This is a genomic window from Microbacterium immunditiarum (assembly GCF_013409785.1).
GTDB lineage: Bacteria > Actinomycetota > Actinomycetes > Actinomycetales > Microbacteriaceae > Microbacterium > Microbacterium immunditiarum.
Genome location: NZ_JACCBV010000001.1, coordinates 757,510 through 775,288, shown reverse-complemented (window position 1 = coordinate 775,288; position 17,779 = coordinate 757,510). Strand labels below are relative to the sequence as shown.

11 protein-coding genes are annotated in these 17,779 nt (G+C 71.5%); 6 read left to right on the top strand and 5 right to left on the bottom strand.

Features of this window, described 5'->3' with window-relative positions:
- Positions 1-159 precede the first annotated feature (159 nt).
- From BJ991_RS03455 to BJ991_RS03445, 3 genes are read right to left on the bottom strand one after another with little or no spacing between them, the layout of a single operon-like run.
- Positions 160-1,086: an alpha/beta fold hydrolase gene (locus BJ991_RS03455; protein ID WP_179487485.1), complete on the bottom strand. Its 927-nt coding sequence runs from the start codon at positions 1,084-1,086 to the stop codon at positions 160-162.
- A complete protein-coding gene (locus BJ991_RS03450) occupies positions 1,086-2,336 on the bottom strand; it encodes a glycosyltransferase (protein ID WP_179487483.1) in 1,251 nt (416 codons plus the stop codon). The genes BJ991_RS03455 and BJ991_RS03450 overlap by 1 nt, the downstream gene beginning before the upstream one ends.
- A 32-nt stretch (positions 2,337-2,368) precedes the next feature.
- Positions 2,369-3,448 (bottom strand): class I SAM-dependent methyltransferase, encoded by a 1,080-nt coding sequence (locus tag BJ991_RS03445; RefSeq protein ID WP_179487481.1) that lies wholly within the window; start codon positions 3,446-3,448, stop codon positions 2,369-2,371.
- A gap of 114 nt (positions 3,449-3,562) precedes the next feature.
- Here BJ991_RS03445 and BJ991_RS03440 point away from each other — a divergent pair, with 114 nt between their 5' ends.
- Complete coding sequence (locus tag BJ991_RS03440) at positions 3,563-6,328, top strand: helix-turn-helix transcriptional regulator (RefSeq protein WP_179487479.1); 2,766 nt, start codon at positions 3,563-3,565, stop codon at positions 6,326-6,328.
- A gap of 78 nt (positions 6,329-6,406) precedes the next feature.
- On the opposite strand, the gene BJ991_RS03435 is transcribed toward BJ991_RS03440, so the two are convergent.
- The gene (locus tag BJ991_RS03435; RefSeq protein ID WP_179487477.1) at positions 6,407-8,941 is read right to left on the bottom strand and encodes a DEAD/DEAH box helicase; all 2,535 of its coding nucleotides are present in this window, start codon (positions 8,939-8,941) and stop codon (positions 6,407-6,409) included.
- A 194-nt stretch (positions 8,942-9,135) separates the two neighbouring features.
- On the opposite strand from BJ991_RS03435, the gene BJ991_RS03430 reads away from it, so the two are divergent.
- A complete protein-coding gene (locus BJ991_RS03430; protein WP_179487475.1) occupies positions 9,136-9,471 on the top strand; it encodes a GNAT family N-acetyltransferase in 336 nt (111 codons plus the stop codon).
- Positions 9,452-10,462, top strand: coding sequence for a pirin family protein (locus tag BJ991_RS03425; protein WP_179487473.1), 1,011 nt, complete (start codon positions 9,452-9,454; stop codon positions 10,460-10,462). The genes BJ991_RS03430 and BJ991_RS03425 overlap by 20 nt, the downstream gene beginning before the upstream one ends.
- Positions 10,463-10,532: 70 nt before the next feature.
- Here BJ991_RS03425 and BJ991_RS03420 read toward each other — a convergent pair whose 3' ends face one another.
- Positions 10,533-14,123, bottom strand: a complete 3,591-nt coding sequence (locus BJ991_RS03420) for a S8 family serine peptidase (protein WP_179487471.1) — start codon at positions 14,121-14,123, stop codon at positions 10,533-10,535.
- Positions 14,124-14,265: 142 nt separating this feature from the next.
- Here BJ991_RS03420 and BJ991_RS03415 point away from each other — a divergent pair, with 142 nt between their 5' ends.
- The 3 genes from BJ991_RS03415 (at position 14,266) to BJ991_RS03405 (ending at position 17,633) form a co-directional block, all read left to right on the top strand.
- A complete protein-coding gene (locus BJ991_RS03415) occupies positions 14,266-14,817 on the top strand; it encodes an ECF transporter S component (RefSeq protein ID WP_179487469.1) in 552 nt (183 codons plus the stop codon).
- 114 nt (positions 14,818-14,931) lie between these two features.
- Positions 14,932-16,764 carry an energy-coupling factor transporter ATPase gene (locus BJ991_RS03410; protein WP_179487467.1) on the top strand — a complete coding sequence of 611 codons (1,833 nt, stop codon included), beginning with the start codon at positions 14,932-14,934 and terminating at the stop codon, positions 16,762-16,764.
- A complete protein-coding gene (locus BJ991_RS03405; protein ID WP_179487465.1) occupies positions 16,761-17,633 on the top strand; it encodes an energy-coupling factor transporter transmembrane component T in 873 nt (290 codons plus the stop codon). The genes BJ991_RS03410 and BJ991_RS03405 overlap by 4 nt, the downstream gene beginning before the upstream one ends.
- Positions 17,634-17,779: the final 146 nt, after the last annotated feature.

Below are 17,779 nucleotides of genomic sequence, written 5' to 3'. Positions count from 1 at the left end.
CCCAGCCCGCCCCGACCCGCCCGAGATTGCGCGAATGACGTCGCACGGCGGCATCCGCCCGTCATTCGCGCAATCTCGACGCCATTCCAGCGCGGTGCAGAAACGCCCGCGGGCCCCGCCGAGATCGCGCGAATCACGACGCGGCGCGGCATCCGATCGTCATTCGTGCGATCTCGGGGCACTGGAGGCGAGCGCACCCGGGCGCGCCGACCCGGGCGCAGGCGCGACGCGACGCACGAAATCCCGCAGCAGGAGGTTCACCTTCACGGGGTCGCGCGCCTGCGGGAGGTGCCCGGCCCCCTCGATCACGACGAGGTCGCCCCCGGTCAGGGCGGCGAGCCGGATGCCACGTGCCGGATGCTGGCACCGGTCGAGCGTTCCCACGATCACGAGCACGGGGCATCGCACGGCTTCGCAGGCCGCGACCGTGGCCGCTTCGCTGCCCGGATAGGCGGGGCCGTACCCGGCCCGCACCATCGTCTCGGGAGTCGTCTGCAGCGCCCACTCGACGCAGTCCTCGAACTGCTTGGTCGAGTGCGGTTCGGGGAACATCTCGGTGAAGAAGAACTCGGCGAACCCCGGCCAGTCGGCGACCCAGTAGTGGCGGTTCATCTTCTGCCAGCCCTCGTACGATTCCCGCGGCTCGTCGTAGTCGTACCGCACCTTGTGCGCGAGCGGCTCGCTCAGCATGAGTCCCGGGTTGATCGAGCACACGCCCAGCACGCGGTCGGGGGCCTCGGCGGCCATGAGCACTGCGTGCCCGGCCCCCGAGCACAGCCCGACGAGCACCGCGCGCTCGGCGCCGATCGCGTCGAGCACGGCCCACTGCTGGTCCATCAGCGAGCGGCCCGAGTAAGCGTCCTCGTCCTCTGGAGCATCACTGCCGCCGTTGCCGGGCGGGTCGCTCACGACCACGCGGAAGGAGCGCGCGAGGAAGGGCACCTGCGCCTTCCACGCCTCGCTGGGGACGATCGTGTCGGGCATCATCAGGTACACCGTCGGCTCACCCGAGCCGTACACCTCGTAGTGGATGCCGACCCCGTCGACTCGGACGGTGCCGCTGTCGTCCGGCTGCCGCGCGCGCATCAGATCAGCTCCGCGAGCAGAGCGGCCGCGCGAGCGGCGCCGTCGGTCTCGACCGGGCGATAGCGCGGCTTCGTGCCGACCTCGCTCACGATCGCGTCGGCGAGGACGGTGGCATCCGTCTCGTGATAGCGGATGCAGCACCCCGACCCGTATCGCCCGAGCCGGTGGCGCACGTGGATGTTCTGCTCGAAGTGGTTCTCGAGCGGCACGTACACGAACGGGCGCTGCGCGGCGGTGAGCTCCATGCACGTCGTGAGCCCGCCCTGCACGACGGCGACGTCGCACGCCGCGAGCAGTCGGTAGAGCTCGGGCACATAGCCGCGGACCATCGCGCCCTCGGGCCGGGGCAGATCGTCGGGGTCGATGCGCGGGCCGGTCACCACGAGGAACCGCAGCCGGGGCTGCCGCTGCCGCGCGAGAGGGATCGCGTCGATCACTCGGCGCAGGAGCGCCTCGCCCACCCCCGATCCGCCCACCGTGACGACACACAGCAGCTCGTCGGGCACGATCCCGAGGTCGGCGCGCACGTCCGCACGTGCTGCCTCGTCGAGCGGTTCGAAGCCGGTCACGTAACCGGCGAAGTCGTAGTTCGCCTCGGTCCACTCGCGGATGCGCGGCAGCCCCGGTCCGAACGACTCGTCGACGACGTCATCCGGATTGCCGACGAAGATCGAGCGGTCCCGCAGCCGGCGATACCGCGCGCGCTGCTCGAGCATCTCGGCGTTGTAATCGGCCGTGAGCGCGGCCTCGGCGTCGCCGCCGGCCGGCATGGGGAGCCAGCCGACGAAGTCCGTGAGCCACGCGAACGCGAAGCGCTTGAGCTCGGGATTCTCGTGCAGGAAGTAGTCGACGTCCCACGCCTCGTCGCCGATCACGAGGTCGTAGTACGTCTCGTCGACGACGTCGTTGAAGACCATGAAGTTGTTCACGAGGATCTCGTCCATGCGGCGGATCGCCTGGAACGCGTGCAGGTCGTGATCGGCCGACTCGTCCTCGATGTGCGCGGACTCGTTGGCGAGCGAGGCGGATGCCGGATGCACAGGTTCTCCGGCATCCGCGAGCACTCGCGTGACCGGGTGCTGGGCGAGCCAGTCGATCTGGAGGTCCGGGTGGAGCCTGCGCAGCTCCTGCGCGATCGCGATGTCGCGGCGCGCGTGCCCGAGACCGATCGGGGACGAGAGGAACAGGGCCCGCCGCGGACGCTGCTGCGCGCGGACCCAGGTGGTGCTGCGCCCCGGCACGGTGCCCATTCCCCCAGTGTGCTCCCCTCATCCGCTGGACGTCAGGGCCGCACCTCGAGCACGCGGTTGAACGGCGTCTCGGCGACGCTGCGGAACCGCGTGAACCCTCCCGCGGCGGTGACGTCGCGGATGCGGGCGGGCCCCGCCTGCGTGCCGAGCGCGAGGCCCACGTCCTGCGACAGCGAGGACGGCGTGCACAGCAGCGTCGAGAAGCCGTAGTACGCCCGTCCGACGGGGTTGAAGTTGTCCTCGACGCGGTCGCCGGCCATCGGCTCGACGATCATCCACGTGCCGTCGGCGGCGATGACCTCGCGCACGCGTCGCGCCGCGCCGACCGGGTCGCCCATGTCGTGCAGCGAGTCGAACATCGCGACAAGGTCGTAGCCGCTGCCGGTGAACTCCTGCGCGGACGCGACCTCGAACCGCACTCGGTCCTCGACTCCGGCCTCCGCCGCGCGGGCGCGGGCGGTCGCGATCGACTCGGCGTGGTAGTCCGACCCGACGAACCGCGAGTTCGGGAACGCCTGCGCGAGCAGGATCGTGGAGGCGCCGTGGCCGCAGCCGACGTCGGCTACGAGCGCGCCCGCCTCGAGCTTCTCCTGCACGCCTTCGAGCGCGGGGATCCACGAGCCGACGAGGTTCGCGTGGTAGCTCGGACGGAAGAACCGCTCGCACCCCACGTGCACGTCGGTGTCGTGCTGGTGCCAGCCGAACCCGGCACCGCTGCGCGCCGCCTCGACGATGTGCTGCGTGTCGTGCACCGTGCCGAGAGCGATCTGGAAGAAGCCGGGCAGGAACGCGGGGCTGTCCGGATCGGTCATCGCGACCGCGTGCTCGGGCGGCAGCGTGTACCGCCGGGTCTCGGGGTCGTACGTGACGTAGCCGCCGGCGGCCTGCGCGTTGAGCCACTCGCGCGCGTACGGCTCGGCGGTCTCCGTGCGCTCGGCGAGCTGCGCGGGCGTGCTGGGCCCGTGCTCGGCGAGGTCGCGGTAGTAGCCGAGCTTGTCGCCGAGGACGACAAGTCCGGCGTTCAGCGTCGCGCCCACTTCGTCGACCGCCCTGAAGACGAAGCTCATGAGCTTGTCGGGGTCGATCCGGGTGGGCTGCTCGATGATGGTCATGGGATCCTCCTCAGCCGTCTGTGCGGTGTTCGGTGTCTCGACGGTAGGAATCGGCGTTCCGCCGCCGCATCCGGGCACCCCCCTAGTCGTGGGCGGCGTTCGTAGACTCGGGGCATGCTCGTGGGTCGGAAGGCCGAGCAGCACGTGATCGATCGCCTCGTGGCAGGTGCCCGCCTCGGGGCGAGCGGTGTGCTCGCGGTGACGGGCGAGGCCGGAGCGGGCAAGAGTGCGCTCCTCGAGCACGCGGCATCGGCCTTCGAGGGCATGCGGACGCTTCGCGCGAGCGGCTACGAGTCAGAGCGTGAGATCCCGTTCGCGATGCTGCTGCAGCTGCTGCGCCCCGCGCTCGACTCCCTCGACGAGATCCCGCCGGTCCAGGCGGATGCGCTCGCCGCCGCCCTCGCGCTGCCGCGCGCGTCCGCGCCGCGCGACGCCGTCGACCGGTTCACGATCGGCGCGGCGGTGCTGAGCCTCATCTGCCGATACGCCGAGGAGGCTCCGGTCGCGGTGGTCGTCGACGACCTGCACGTGGCGGATGCCCCGTCCGTGAACGCCCTCCTCTTCGCAGCGCGGCGGCTGTCGGCCGACCCCGTGCTCGTGCTGCTCGCCGCCCGCAGCCCTGAGGGCGACGCGCTCGTGGCGGGTCTGCCGACGCTTGCGCTCGCCGGCCTCGATCTCGACGCCGCCCGCCAGCTGCTCGCACACACGCCGAACGCGTCGCTGTCGGACGAGCGCGTGCGGCTGCTGCACCGCGTCACCGACGGCAACCCGCTCGCACTGCTGGAGCTCCGCGGCGCGGAGCGCGAGGTCGCGGAGGGCGTCGAAGCGGGGTTGCCGGTCCGCGTGCCGCGCGCACTCACCGAGGCGTTCGGGCGGCGGCTCGCGCAGCTCGACGACGAGTGCCGCGGCGTGCTGCTCACCGCCGCCGTGTGCGGAACGGACCGATCGCTCATCGCACGGACGTGCGCAGCTCTGGGCCTCGACGCGGGGCGGCTCGACGACGCAGCGGACCTCGGGCTGATCGGCGTGCACGGCCAGCGTGTGGAGTTCCGGCATCCGCTTCTTCGTGCCGCCGCGTACTCCGGCGCGTCCGCGAGCGAAAGGCGCGCCGCGCACCGCGCGGCCGCGGACTCGACCCCCGTCGACGACGTGGATCGCAGGGCATGGCATCTTTCCGAGGCCGTGTGGCATCCGGATGCCGCTGTCGCGGCTCTGCTCGCCGAGACAGGTGACCTCGCGATCGCCCGCGGTGCGCATTCGATCGCCTCGGGCGCGTTCGAGCGGTCGGCGCGGCTGTCGCCCGACGCCGGCGATCGCGCGGCACGACTTCTGCGGGCGGCGGACGCGGCGTGGTCGGCAGGCGACGGCGAACGCGCGCTCGCGCTGCTGAACGAGCGAGGGGCGCAGGCTCGCGGCGGACGCGACATCCGCGAGATCGAGCTGCGGGCGTCGATCGCCGCGCGCGGCGGGTCGGTCCGGGAGGCGCGCGACTTCCTGCTCCTCGCCGCCGACCAGGCCGACCGCTCCGACGACGTCTCGATCGCCCTCGCGGATGCCGTGCACGCCGGGTTCTATCTGGGCGACGCGCACACCGCCTCGTCACTCGCCGATCGCCTTGCCGCACTTCAGCCGAGCCTCACGGAGCCTCGCGCTCGCGCGCTCGGGCTGATGGCGACGGGAATGGCGCGAGTCCTCGCGGGAGGCGGCGGCGTCGAGGAGATCCGGGCGGCCGTACCCCTCCTCGAGTCCGACCCCGATCTGCGTCACGATCCGCGCCGGCTCTCGTGGCTGCTGCTCGCGCCCCTCTTCCTGCGGGACGCGACCAGCGGCGCGCGGCTTCGCGCGCTCGTGAACGAGGTGCGCGGCCAGGCGGGTGTCGGAGCGCTGCCGGCGGTGCTCTTCCACGTGGCGCGCGACGAGGCGACGTCCGGGGCGTCGTGGGCGAGGGCCGAAGCGGATTACACCGAGTCGATCCGCCTCGCGCGGGAGACCGGCCAGGCCACCGAGCTGGCGATGTCACTCGCGGGGCTGTGCTGGCTCGACTCCCACGCGGGGCGGGCGGACGACTGTCTCGCCCACGGGACGGAGGCGCGAGAGCTGTGCATCTCGCGCGACATCCACATCGGGGAGGTGTGGGTTGGCCTCGCCCGCGGCGACCTCGCGCTCTCGCTCGGCGACGCGCGGAAGGCAGCCGAGGCGCTCACCGAGCTCGCCGAGCTGCTCGAGCGCCTGGGCATCGACGATGTCGACCTCTCCCCCGCGCCCGAGCTCGCGGACGCGCTGGTGCGGCTCGGCGAGCGCGACCGCGCGCGGGAGCTCGCCGTCGAGCATCACGAGCGCGCGGCCGACAAGGGTCAGCCGTGGGCGCTCGCCCGGGCCGACCGCGCCGTCGGGATCGCCACCGCCGGAGACGGGTTCGAAGCGCACTTCGACTCGGCACTCGCACGACACGAGCAGACCCTCGATGCGTTCGAGACCGCCCGCACCCGCCTCGCATACGGCGAGCGGCTGCGGCGCGAGGGCCGGCGGGTCGACGCGCGCGTGCAGCTGCGCGCTGCCCTCGACACCTTCGCCGAGCTCGGCGCCCGCGTATGGGCCGAGCGTGCGGCGACCGAGCTCACGGCGACAGGCGAGCACGTGCGCACGCCGGGTGCGAATCCGATCGAGAGCCTCACGCCGCAGGAGCTGCAGGTGTGCGTGCTGCTGACGGAGGGGCGCACGACCCGCGAGACGGCCGCCGCGCTCTTCCTCAGCCCGAAGACCGTGGAGTACCACCTGCGCAAGGTGTACACGAAGCTCGGCATCGGCTCACGGGTCGAGCTCGCGGACCTCCTCGCCGAGTCCGGGGCGATCCCGACCCCGACGGCATCGCGCGAATGACGTCGCGGCGCGCGGCATCCGGCCGTTGTTCGCGCAACCTGGACGCATCTGGCCCGCAAGGGAAAGCCCGACCCCGATCTACAGCCGCGCGACCTCGGTGACCCGCACGACCGCGGTGCCCTCCTCTTCCGACGCGCCGAGGTCGACGACGGCGCGGATGCGCCAGTCGTGATTCCCGTCGGGGTCGTCGATCGTCTGCTCGACGCGCCAGACACCGGATGCCGCGGCATCCGCGTCGTCGATCGTGACAAGTCGCGGCGAGCGCGCCGGTCCCCCCGTGAGGATCTCGTCGTGCTCGTCGTAGTAGCGGTCGAGCGCGGCGGGCCAATCGACGTCGGGATCGAGTTCGACGAGCTCGTCGTCGCGCTGCAGCGCGGCGAGCTGCACGCGCCGGAAGAGCTCGTTGCGCACGAGCACGACGAACGCACGACGGTTGGTGAGCACCGACGGCGGCGCGGGCGGGACGATCGGGGCATCCGGGTCGTCAGGCGGTGCGATGAGCGCCGACCACTCGTCGACGAGGCTCGAGTCCACCTGCCGCACGAGTTCGCCGAGCCACTCGATCACGTCGACGAGCTCGGGCGTCTGCGCGTCGACGGGCACGGTCTGTCGAATCGCGCGGTACGCGTCGCTCAGGTACCGCAGCACGAGGCCCTCGCTGCGGCCGAGCTGGTAGAACGAGACGAACTCCCCGAACGACAGCGCGCGCACGAACATGTCGCGCACGACCGACTTCGGCGACAGCTCGAAGTCGCGCACCCACGGCTGGCTCGACGCGAACACCTCGAACGCCTGCTGCAGCAGCTCCGCGAGCGGCTTCGGATACGTCACGTCTTCCAGCAGGGCCATGCGCTCGTCGTAGTCGAGCCCCTCCTGCTTCATCGCGGCCACCGCCTCACCGCGGGCCTTGAACTCCTGCTGCGCGAGCACCGCGCGCGGGTCGTCGAGGGTCGCCTCGATGACGCTCACGACGTCGAGGGCATAGTGTCCGGTGCCGGCGGCGCCCGGGGCATCCGTCGGGTCCAGCAGCTCGATCGCGGCGAGCGCGAACGGCGACAGCGGCTGGTTCAGCGCGAAGTTGGGCTGCAGGTCGACGGTGAGACGGATGCCGCCGCCATCGGCCACCACGACGCCTGCGGCCTTCAGCGTGCGGAAGATCGCGAGCGCGCGCCGCGCGAGAGCGTACTGCTGCGAGCGTGTCTGGTGGTTGTCGAACACGAGCGATCGCACGTTCGCGAACGCGTCGCCGCCGCGCGCGATCACGTTGATGAGCATGGCCGCCGTCAGCTGCAGCTGCGGCACGAGCGGCTCCGGCGACGCCTCGACGAGGCGCTCGAACGATCCCTCGCCCCAGTTCACGACGCCCGTCGGCGCCTTCTTGCGCACGATCTTCTTGCGCTTGGCGGGGTCGTCACCGGCCTTCGCGAGCGCGACGGCGTTCTCGATCTCCCACTCGGGCGCCATCACGACGACGTTGCCGTAGGGGTCGTACCCCGCACGACCCGCCCGCCCCGCGACCTGATGGAACTCGCGCGCGGTGAGCTGGCGCATCCGTGTTCCGTCGTACTTCGACAGCGCCGTGATCACGACCGTGCGGATCGGCACGTTGATGCCGACCCCGAGCGTGTCGGTGCCGCAGATCACGCGCAGGAGACCGCGCTGCGCGAGCGTCTCGACGAGCCGCCGATAGCGCGGCAGCATGCCCGCGTGGTGCACGCCGATCCCCGCGCGCACGAGCCGCGAGAGCGTCTTGCCGAAGCCGGTCGTGAAGCGGAAGCCGCCGATCGCCTCGGCGATCGCGTCGCGCTGCTCGCGCGTCGAGACCCGCACCGACGCGAGCGCCTGCGCCCGTTCGACCGCCGCCGCCTGCGAGAAGTGGACGATGTAGACAGGTGCCTCACCCTGCTCGAGCAGCCGCTCGAGCACCTCGTGCACGGGCGTGCGCTCGTACGAGAAGTGCAGCGGCACCGGGCGCTCGACGCCGTTGATGCGCGCGGTGGGGCGGCCGGTGCGGCGCGTGAGGTCGTCGGCGATCGCGGTGACGTCACCGAGGGTCGCCGACATGAGCACGAACTGCGCGCGCGGAAGGAGCAGCAACGGCACCTGCCACGCCAATCCGCGCTCGGGGTCGCCGTAGTAGTGGAACTCGTCCATCACGACCTGGTCCACGCCCGCATCAGGCCCCTGCCGCAGCGCGAGATTCGCGAGGATCTCGGCCGTGCAGCACACGATCGGAGCATCCGGGTTCACAGACGAGTCGCCTGTGACCATGCCCACGTTCGCCGCGCCGAAGATGTCGACGAGCGCGAAGAACTTCTCGCTCACGAGCGCCTTGATCGGGGCGGTGTAGTACGTGCGGCCGCCGCGCGCGAGGCACATCGCGTGCGCCGCGATCGCGACGAGCGACTTGCCCGTTCCGGTCGGCGTCGAGAGCACGACGTTCGCCCCGGAGACGATCTCGATGACGGCCTCGTCCTGCGCGGGGTACAGCGTGAAGCCGCGCGACTGCGCCCACGCGACGAAGCCCGTGTACGCCGTGTCCTCATCCGCGCCGGCAGGCACGAGGTCGAGCAGCCCGGCGGCCGAATCCCCGCCGGGGTGAGTCGAGACCATCCCTCGAGTCTGCCAGCCTCGGACGCCGTCCCCCGACGTAGGAGATGGCGCGGGCGTAGGACCGGATGCTGCCGAAGCATCCTTCCTCTGCGCCATCCCCTACCCCGGAGACGCGATAGGCGCCGAGGTGCCCACCCTGGCGGAACACGATCCCCCGCCCGTACGTTGAAGACGACGACGAAGGGATTGCACACATGCCCACCTCCACTGATGAGCTCACCGTCACAAGAGACGACGGGGCCGGCCGCTACGAGATCCACGTCGGCGACGTGCTCGCCGGCTTCACTCTCTTCCAGCCGACCCCCAACGGCGAGCTGATCTTCCCCCACACCGAGATCGACCCGGCCTTCTCGGGCCGCGGACTCGGAAAGGTGCTCGTGTCGGAGGCGCTCGCCGACGTCGCACGTCGCGGCGAGCGGATCATCCCGCTGTGCCCGTTCGTGCGCCGGTATCTGCGCGAGAACCACGTCGAGGGGCTCGACGTCGACTGGTCCGTCGCCGGAGGCAGGGATGACCAGGCTGGACGCTGACGCGTCCGTCGCCGAGGCGGAGGCCCCGCTTCGACACCATGAGCCGGATGCCGCCACCGGCGGTCCCCGCGCTCTCCTGCTCGAATCGCGCGAAGTGCCGCTCGGCGGCGTCCGCGCGATGCACGTGCGACGCTCGCTTCCGCAGCGCGACCTTCCGCTCGTCGGCGCGTGGTGCTTCCTCGACCGGTTCGGGCCGCAGACGACGCGCATGCGCGTCGAGCCGCATCCGCACATCGGCCTGCAGACGGTGACGTGGCCGTTCGCGGGCGACGTGCGCCACCGGGACTCGGTCGGCAGTGACGTCGTCGTCCGCCGCGGCGCGCTCAACCTGATGACGAGCGGTGAGGGCATCGCGCACTCGGAGTACTCCGTCGGCGAGGGCCCGATTCCGCTGGACGCGCTGCAGCTGTGGGTCGCCCTCCCCGAGTCGCGCCGTCACGGCGCTCCGGACTTCGAGCGGCACGAGGACCTCCCCGAGCTCACCCTCGATGCGCTCGAGGGCGCCGCGGGTTCGGCGATCGTCGTGCTCGGCGAGCTCGCGGGGGTCCGCTCGCCCGCCACCGTCCACACGCCGATCGTCGGAGCCGAGGTGCGCGTGCCCGCGGGCTCACGTGTGCGCATCCCCCTGCGGCCGGATTGGGAGTACGCCCTGGTGGGCATCGACGGCGTCGCGGATGCCGCGGCCGAGGCATCCGCGACGACCCCCCTCGACGACTCACACCTGCTCTACTTCGGAACCGGCCGCGACGTCATCGAGGTGAGCAGCGCGACGGGTGCCACGATGTTCGTGCTCGGCGGCGAGCCCTTCGAGGACGACGTCGTCATGTGGTGGAACTTCGTCGGCCGCAGCCACGAGGAGATCGCCGAGGCCCGAGAGGCCTGGGAGGCCGGGTCGGCCCGCTTCGGCCGCGTCGTCGACCACGGCGACGAGCGGATTCCGGCTCCGCCCCTTCCCGCCGTGCGGCTCACTCGCCGGCGCCGGCGAGTCTGACTCCCGCCCGTACGAGAACAGCGCCGCCCCCTCGAATCGAGAGGGCGGCGCTGTCGTCGTGCGCTGCGGGCTACTTCAGGACGATGAAGCCCGAGACGCTCGCGGATGCCTCGACGGTGTCAGTGCCGACGTACTCGGCAATGACGACGTGGACGCCCTTCTTCTGCTTCGGCAGGTTGAAGGTGACCGAGCCGTCCGCGAGGGTGCCCGTGTACTTCTTCGTGTCGACCCACACGTTCACCGTGCCCTCGGCCGAAGCGCCGCCCGCCGTGACACCGACCGTCACCGCGTAGCTGTGCGACGTGGTGCCGAGATAGCGGTTCATCGAGACCGTCGTGCGGGACTTGTCCTTGACGAACACTTCCTTGCTGACGGCGGTGCCGGCGTTCGGGTTGCCCGCCTCGGTGGCGGTGACCCGCACCGAGAGCGCCGTGCCGACGTCCGTCGAGGTCACCTTGTACTGCGTGCCCGTCGCGCCGTCGATGGGTTCGCCGTTGCGCAGCCACTGGTACTCGAAGGTGACGCCCTTCGGTTCCCACGTGCCCGGCTTCGCCTTGAGCGTGCTGCCGACCTTCGCGGCACCCGTGATCGTCGGCGCGGACTTGGCGACAGGAGCCGCCGCACCCGACTCGACCGTCACGAGCGTGCGCACCGGCGACGCGCCGTAGCCGATGACGCCGAGGTACGTCGTGTCGGGCTGCAGGCCGGTCCACGAGACCGTGAACGTCGCCTCCTGCCCGAACGACAGCGGGAGCGGGTTGGGCGTCGCGGTGAACGACCCCTCGCCGTTCGGGCCGACGATCGCCGAGGTGAGGTCCCACGTCATCGGGTTCGGCGTCGCGTACAGGTCCGCCACGATCGCGTACGTTCCCGCGGTCGGGTTGTCGAGCGTCACCTGCTCGTCGGCCGACGCCGAAGCCGACAGGAATCGCTCGTAGTAGCGAAGGTCGGTCGGGCTCACGACGCGGTAGACGTACAGGTCGAGGTCGCTGCCCGCGTCGTCCGACGAGTCGAGCGTCCACTGGGCGAGTCGCGTACCGGGCTCGATCGTCTCGATCCAGAGGATCTGACGAGCCTGGGTCGGGTCGTCGACCGGTGCGGAGTTCTCGTCACCCGAGTGGCCGGGCACGTCGTTGTCGGGGTCCTTCAGCAGACGCACCGGCGCGAGGCCCGCGACGCCGAGCTGGACTTCACCCTCGAGCCACGACTCGACCGTGATGTCGGTGCTGCCGGTGATGCCGGTGCCGCTCGCCGCGTCGGGCGCGTCGACCGAAGCCGGCTTCGCCGCCATCGGCGACCGCACGGTGGTGCCGTCAGCGCCCACCCACGTCAGGAAGCCGGTCGACCACTCGTCGACGGGGGCGTCGCTGCGGGCGATCGTGATCGAGGCGTCCTGCGACTCGCCGGCCGCGCCGAAGGTGAGCGTCGACGGCTCGACGGTCACGTCGAATCCGGGGAAGTCCACCTCCGCCGTGTAGGTGCCGGCACGCGTCGAGGTGAGCGTGCGCGTCACGGTCTGCGGCCCGGCGAGCGTGCCGATGCCGATCGAGGCGATGTTCAGGTCGCTCGGGTCGATCGGCTCGACGCCGGCCCAGTCGTACCCGCCGATGCCCTCCACGTACGCGGCCCAGTCGAGCGGCCCGTTGAGGTACAGCAGACCCGGGTCGAAGAACCGCGTCGGGTCGACGTGGCCCGCGCCCTGCGCGAACGGGTCGGTCACGTCGGCACCGCCGGCGTCGACCGTGTCGTAGGCGGTGGTCATCATCGCCGACTTGATCTCGCCCGGCGTCGCGTTCGGGTGCACCCCGAGGTACAGCGCGGCGAGACCCGCGATGTGCGGCGATGCCATCGACGTACCCGACTTGAACTCGAACGTCGGGTCGGCGCCCTCCGCGTTGTGGGCTGCCGCGAGGATCGCGACACCCGGGGCCGCGATGTCGGGCTTGATGATGTCGCCGTCCTCGGCGATCATCGGGCCGCGGCTCGAGAAGCCCGCGATCTGCGGTGTCGGCGTGACGACGTCGGTCAGGTTGCTCGGGTGCAGCGTCACGACCGCGTCGGTCGTGCCGGTCACGTACGAGAGGACCGCGTTGCGGTACTGCGCGTCGATGTGCACGGTCGGCACCGAGTGGAAGTCGTTGTCGAGCGAGCCCGGCGTGACGTTCACGAGCACCATGCCGACGCCGCCCTTGTCGGCGACCTCCTGCGACTTCTCGACGCGGGCGTTGGTGCCGCGGTCGCAGACCACGATCTTGCCCGCGACCTTGGCCGGGTCGAGCGAGTCGAGGAAGCACAGTCGTGCGTTCTCGACCGGCACACCCGTCGCCGCTGCGTCGCCCGAGTAGATCGCGGAGCCGGTCACCGTCCCGTCGAACGGCACCGTCACCGAGACGCCCGCGAACTGCTGGCCGTCGCCGAGCTCGACGGTGCCCTCGTACGTCGGGATGGTCGACGCGGCGACCGTCGTGTACCACGGCGACGCGTGGTCGGCCGTCGTCGGAGCGGGACCGGCGTTTCCGGCGCTCACGGCCACGAAGACGCCCGCAAGACCCGCGTTGAAGAACATCTGGTCGATCGGCTCCCACGACGAGACGGCCGTGCCGCCGCCGATCGAGAAGTTGATGACGTCGACGCCGTCGTCGACCGCGGCGTCGATCGCGTTGAGCAGGTCGCTGCCGGCGCAGATGTCATCGGTCGTCACGAGCGGGTCGGGCCCGACGAAGCACGCCTTGTACATCGCGACCTTGGCGGCCGGCGCGACACCCGAGATGGCACCGAAGTCGACGCCCGCGATCGAGGCGGGGACGCCGTTGTTGCCGGCGGCCGTGCTCGCGGTGTGCGAGCCATGGCCGTCGCCGTCACGCGGCGACAGGTAGTCGTACGTGAAGTCGAAGCCCGCGGCCGCGGCGCCGGTCGAGAAGTACTTCCCGCCGACGAGCTTCGTCGAGTACGCGTCGTTCGACCACTGCTGACCTGTGACTCGGGCGCTGCTGAAGGTTCCGCCGTCGGCCTTCTCGAACACGACGTTGTTGCCGGCGAGATACGGGGTGTCGGCCGACGGGATCGTGCCGAGCGGGTCGCCCGCGAACGAGGGGTTCTCGGGTGCGATGCCGGTGTCGACGACGCCGACGACGACGCCCTGGCCCGCGGCATCCGTTCCGCCCACGGCCTCCCACACACCGCCGGGTCCTTCAAGGCCCAGGAACTCGGTCGACGACACGGCGTCAGGGTGGAAGATCTGCTCGGGATAGACGCCCACGACGTCCTTGCTCGCCGTGAGCTGACCGACCTGCTCGGGCGACAGCTTGGCGCTGAAGCCGTTCAAGGCCACCTGGTAGGTCGCCTTCGGGTCGGCGCCGACCTCGGACGCAACCTCCTCCTGGCGCTTCTCGAGGAAGGCCGCGTACTTCTTCGCGGCGTTCGAGCGCGTGTCGAGCTCTTCGCCCTCGTCGGGCTTGGTCGGAGCGAGGCCTGCTTCCCCGCCGTCGTACGAGGCGACGGGATCCTCCGCGAGGACCACGATGTACGTGCCGGTCGGCGATTCCGCCGGCACGAGTGGGGGCACCTCCTCTGGACTCGCGTAGGCGGCTGTCGTCGCAGTACCGGCGAACAGCGCGGCGAGGGTTATCGCCGTCACTGCTCTGAAGGGGGTCCGGCCCATGGTGCTCCCGATTCGTCGTTCGATCAGTAGGGCTGAGACGTCTTCGTCGACGCTCCAGCCAGCCCCAACCTAATTCACAGCGGAATCCCAGTGAACCCCCGATAGTGAAAAACCTGTGAGACCGCCTCGCTAAGATCGTCAAGTGTCCAACCGATCCCCCCTGACGACGAGCATTCTGCTCACGTGCGCGGCGATCGGAGTGGCGACCGGTGTGGTCGGCGGCATCGCAGGCTGGATCACCCCCATCGTCCTCGCAACCGCCCCGATCGTCTACGGGTTCGTGCTCGGCGCGCACGCCATCCCGGGGATCATCTCGCAGGCGCTCATCCGCCAGCCGTGGGTCGCGCTCATCACGCACGTGCTCGCGGCCCTCGCCGCCAGCGCGATCGCGCCGCAGTGGGCCTTCCGGTTCCTCGGCACGGCGGTGCTGTTCGGCGGCATTCAAGAGCTCGTGGCCGCCGCCACCCGCTACCGCGTCTGGAAGACGTGGCGCTACTTCATCTCGGCGCTCGTGATCGGCGTGATCGTCGCGGTCGTCGTCGCGTTCGCGGCGCACCTGACGACGCTTCCGCTGTGGGCGCAGATCACGTACCTCGTGCTCGCCGTCCTCGGTCCGGTCGTCTGGACGGCGATCGGTCTCGCGATCGGCGCGGGCCTGCGGCGCGCGGGCATCACGCCTCGCGTGCGCGGCTGAGCGCGGCATCCGTCACGGCCGGCTCACGAGATGAGACGGATGCCCCGACCGCGGTCGCGGGCTAGGTAAGGCCGGACTAAGTTGGGTTCTGCCGGCTCGTCCTGAGGGGAACCCGTGACCGCACTCCAGCGCGACGCGTCCGCCGCGCGCGCGGTCGGACGCGACAAGGCGCAGCCCCTCCTCCGCGTGCAGGATCTGGCCGTCACGTACGAGGGCTCACCCGAGCCCACTCCGGCGCACGTCTCGTTCGAGGTCTCGGCGGGCGAGGTCGTCCTCGTGCTCGGTCCGAGCGGCTCCGGCAAGTCGACGCTCGCGCTCGCGCTGAACGGCCTCATCCCCCACGATGTGCCGGCCGATGTCGCCGGGACGGTCGAGGTGGGTGGGCTCGACACGGTCGAGAACCCCGTCGCACGCCTGAGCCCGCACGTCGCGATGGTGTTCCAGGACCCCGACACGCAGCTGGTCACAGGGACGCTGCTCGACGAGGTCGCATTCGGGCCGGAGAACCTGCGGCTGCCCGTCGACGAGGTGCTCGCACGTGCCGAGTCGGCGCTGCGCCGCGTCGGCCTGTGGCACCGCCGCTTCACGAACCCCGACCGCCTCTCCGGCGGCGGCCGCCAACGGCTCGCGATCGCGTGCGCCCTCGCGATGGGATCGTCGCTGCTCGTTCTCGACGAGCCGACGGCGAACCTCGACCCGAACGGCATCGAGGAGTTCTACGCCGCGCTCGGCGAGCTCGCCGGCGCGGGCGACCGCGCGATCGTGCTCATCGAGCACAACCTCGACGCCGCGGTGGAGTTCGTCGGCCGCGTCATCGTGCTCGACCACGACGGACGCCTCGTGGCCGACGGCTCGGTCGACGACGTGCTGCGCCGCCGAGCCGACGAGCTGCACGCGATGGGCGTGTGGCTTCCGACGTCGGCGCGCGCGGCGCTGCGGCTGCGGCGTTCGGGGCTGCGCCTCGACCCGCTGCCGCTCACGCCGGACGAGCTGCGCGCGGCGCTCGACGCGGAGCCAGCGGTGACACCGGATGCCGAGCGAGCGCAGTCCCCCTCCCCGGTCGCTGAGCGAGCGCAGTCCCCCTCCCCGGTCGCTGAGCGAGCGCAGCGAGACGCACCGCCCGCCCGGCGCGCTCTCGTCGAGGTCCGCGGCCTCACGCTGCGCCGCGGGCGCTCGATCGTGCTCCACGACATCGAGCTCGACATCCGCAAGGGGGACTTCGTCGCGGTAATCGGCGCGAACGGAGCGGGCAAGACGACCCTGGTGCAGGCGATCGCGGGCGTCGTGCGTCCGCCGCGCGGAACCGTCCGCATCGGCGACCTCGACGTGGGCCGCGCCGACAGCCGCACGCTCTCCGCCCGCGTCGGGTTCGTGTTCCAGAACCCGGAGCACCAGTTCATCGCGCACACCGTGTTCGACGAGCTCGCGCACGGCCTCCGCCTGCGGCATCTCCCCGACGACGAGGTGCGCGCCCGCACGGAAGCACTGCTCGACCGCTTCGGCCTGCGTGACAAGGCGGCGACGCATCCGTTCCGCCTGTCCGGCGGGCAGAAGCGCCGCCTCTCGGTCGGGACCGCCCTCGCCGGAGCCGCCCTTGACGGCGGTGCGCCGCTGCTCGTGCTCGACGAGCCGACGTTCGGACAGGACCGCGCTCGCGCCGACGAGCTCCTCTCGCTCCTGCGCGACCTCAACGCCGAGGGCACCACGATCATCGTCGTCACCCACGACATGCAGCTTGTGACCGAGTACGCCGACCGCACGGTGATCCTGCGCGAGGGTCGCGTCGCGGCCGCGGGCGACACCGCGCACCTCTTCGCCGACTCCGAGCTGATCGTCGGCGCGGGCCTTCGGCTCCCTCCCCTGCGCCGCGCGTTCGACGCACTGACCTCGCACCCCGAGCTCGCGGGCATCGCGCGCCTCGCCGACCTCCCGGGCGGCACGGCATGAGCAACCGGTCACGTCTCGAGCTGACGGATGCCGCAGCCGCCGCATCCGACCCGCCCACCGCTCCCGTGGTCGACCCGTACGCCGGTCCCGTTTCGCACTCGCCCGTCCGCTTCCTGTACGACCTCAACCCGCTCGCGAAGATCTTCGCGCCGTTGCCCGCGATGGTGATGCTGATCTTCGTGCGCGACGTGCAGACGCCGCTCGCGTTCATCGCGCTGACGGCCGTCGTGCTGCTGATCGGCGTGCGGTTCACGCGCGGTCTCGCCGCGCTCCTCCTCGGCGTGCCCGCGTTCGGGGCCGTCATCGCCCTCGGGTTCGCGCTGTGGACCGACGCGGCGCTGGTCGCCGACACCTCCCCGGTCGTGCAGCTCGGCGCGTGGACCCTCTACCGCGGCGCCCTCGAGATCGGCGTCGCGACGGGACTGCGCATCGCCGCGATCGTCGTGCTCGCGTTCATCGCGGGACTCAGCACGACCGGACCCGACCTCGTGCGCGCGACCGTGCAGCAGCTGCGCGTTCCGTACCGCATCGGGTACACGGCGCTCGCGGCGTTCCGCTTCGTGCCGCGGTTCCGGCATGAGCTCGAGATCATCCGGCAGGCGCACCGCGTGCGCGGAGCACACGGCGGCCGCGGTCCGTTCACCGCCGTCGCGCGCTGGGCGGGATACATCGTGCCGCTGCTCGCGGGTGCGATCCGCCACGCCGAGCGCGTCGCCCTCGCGATGGACGCGCGCGCGTTCGGCGCCTATCCCGACCGCACGGAGCGCCACCTCGTACCGTTCCGCGCGCGTGACACGGTCTTCCTCATCGCGTTCTGGGTGGCATCCGCCATCGTGCTCTGGATCTTCTTCCCCTGGGGGCTCGCGTGACCGCCACCCCCGGCCCCGGGCCCGCCCCACCCCCGCCCCATCCCCGGTCGAGATTGCGCGAACCGCGGCCGAGATGATCCGGATGCCGTCATCCGCGCAATCTCGACCCCCTGCGACCACGACGACCGCGACGATCCGCCATACTT

Bases quoted from the DNA above. Each gene is read 5' to 3' on its own strand.
- BJ991_RS03445 (WP_179487481.1), bottom strand. From the start codon at position 3,448: ATGACCATCATCGAGCAGCCCACCCGGATCGACCCCGACAAGCTCATG.
- BJ991_RS03455 (WP_179487485.1), bottom strand. From the start codon at position 1,086: ATGCGCGCGCGGCAGCCGGACGACAGCGGCACCGTCCGAGTCGACGGG.
- BJ991_RS03405 (WP_179487465.1), top strand. From the start codon at position 16,761: ATGAGCAACCGGTCACGTCTCGAGCTGACGGATGCCGCAGCCGCCGCA.
- BJ991_RS03440 (WP_179487479.1), top strand. From the start codon at position 3,563: ATGCTCGTGGGTCGGAAGGCCGAGCAGCACGTGATCGATCGCCTCGTG.
- BJ991_RS03435 (WP_179487477.1), bottom strand. From the start codon at position 8,941: ATGGTCTCGACTCACCCCGGCGGGGATTCGGCCGCCGGGCTGCTCGAC.
- BJ991_RS03450 (WP_179487483.1), bottom strand. From the start codon at position 2,336: ATGGGCACCGTGCCGGGGCGCAGCACCACCTGGGTCCGCGCGCAGCAG.
- BJ991_RS03420 (WP_179487471.1), bottom strand. From the start codon at position 14,123: ATGGGCCGGACCCCCTTCAGAGCAGTGACGGCGATAACCCTCGCCGCG.
- BJ991_RS03425 (WP_179487473.1), top strand. From the start codon at position 9,452: ATGACCAGGCTGGACGCTGACGCGTCCGTCGCCGAGGCGGAGGCCCCG.
- BJ991_RS03430 (WP_179487475.1), top strand. From the start codon at position 9,136: ATGCCCACCTCCACTGATGAGCTCACCGTCACAAGAGACGACGGGGCC.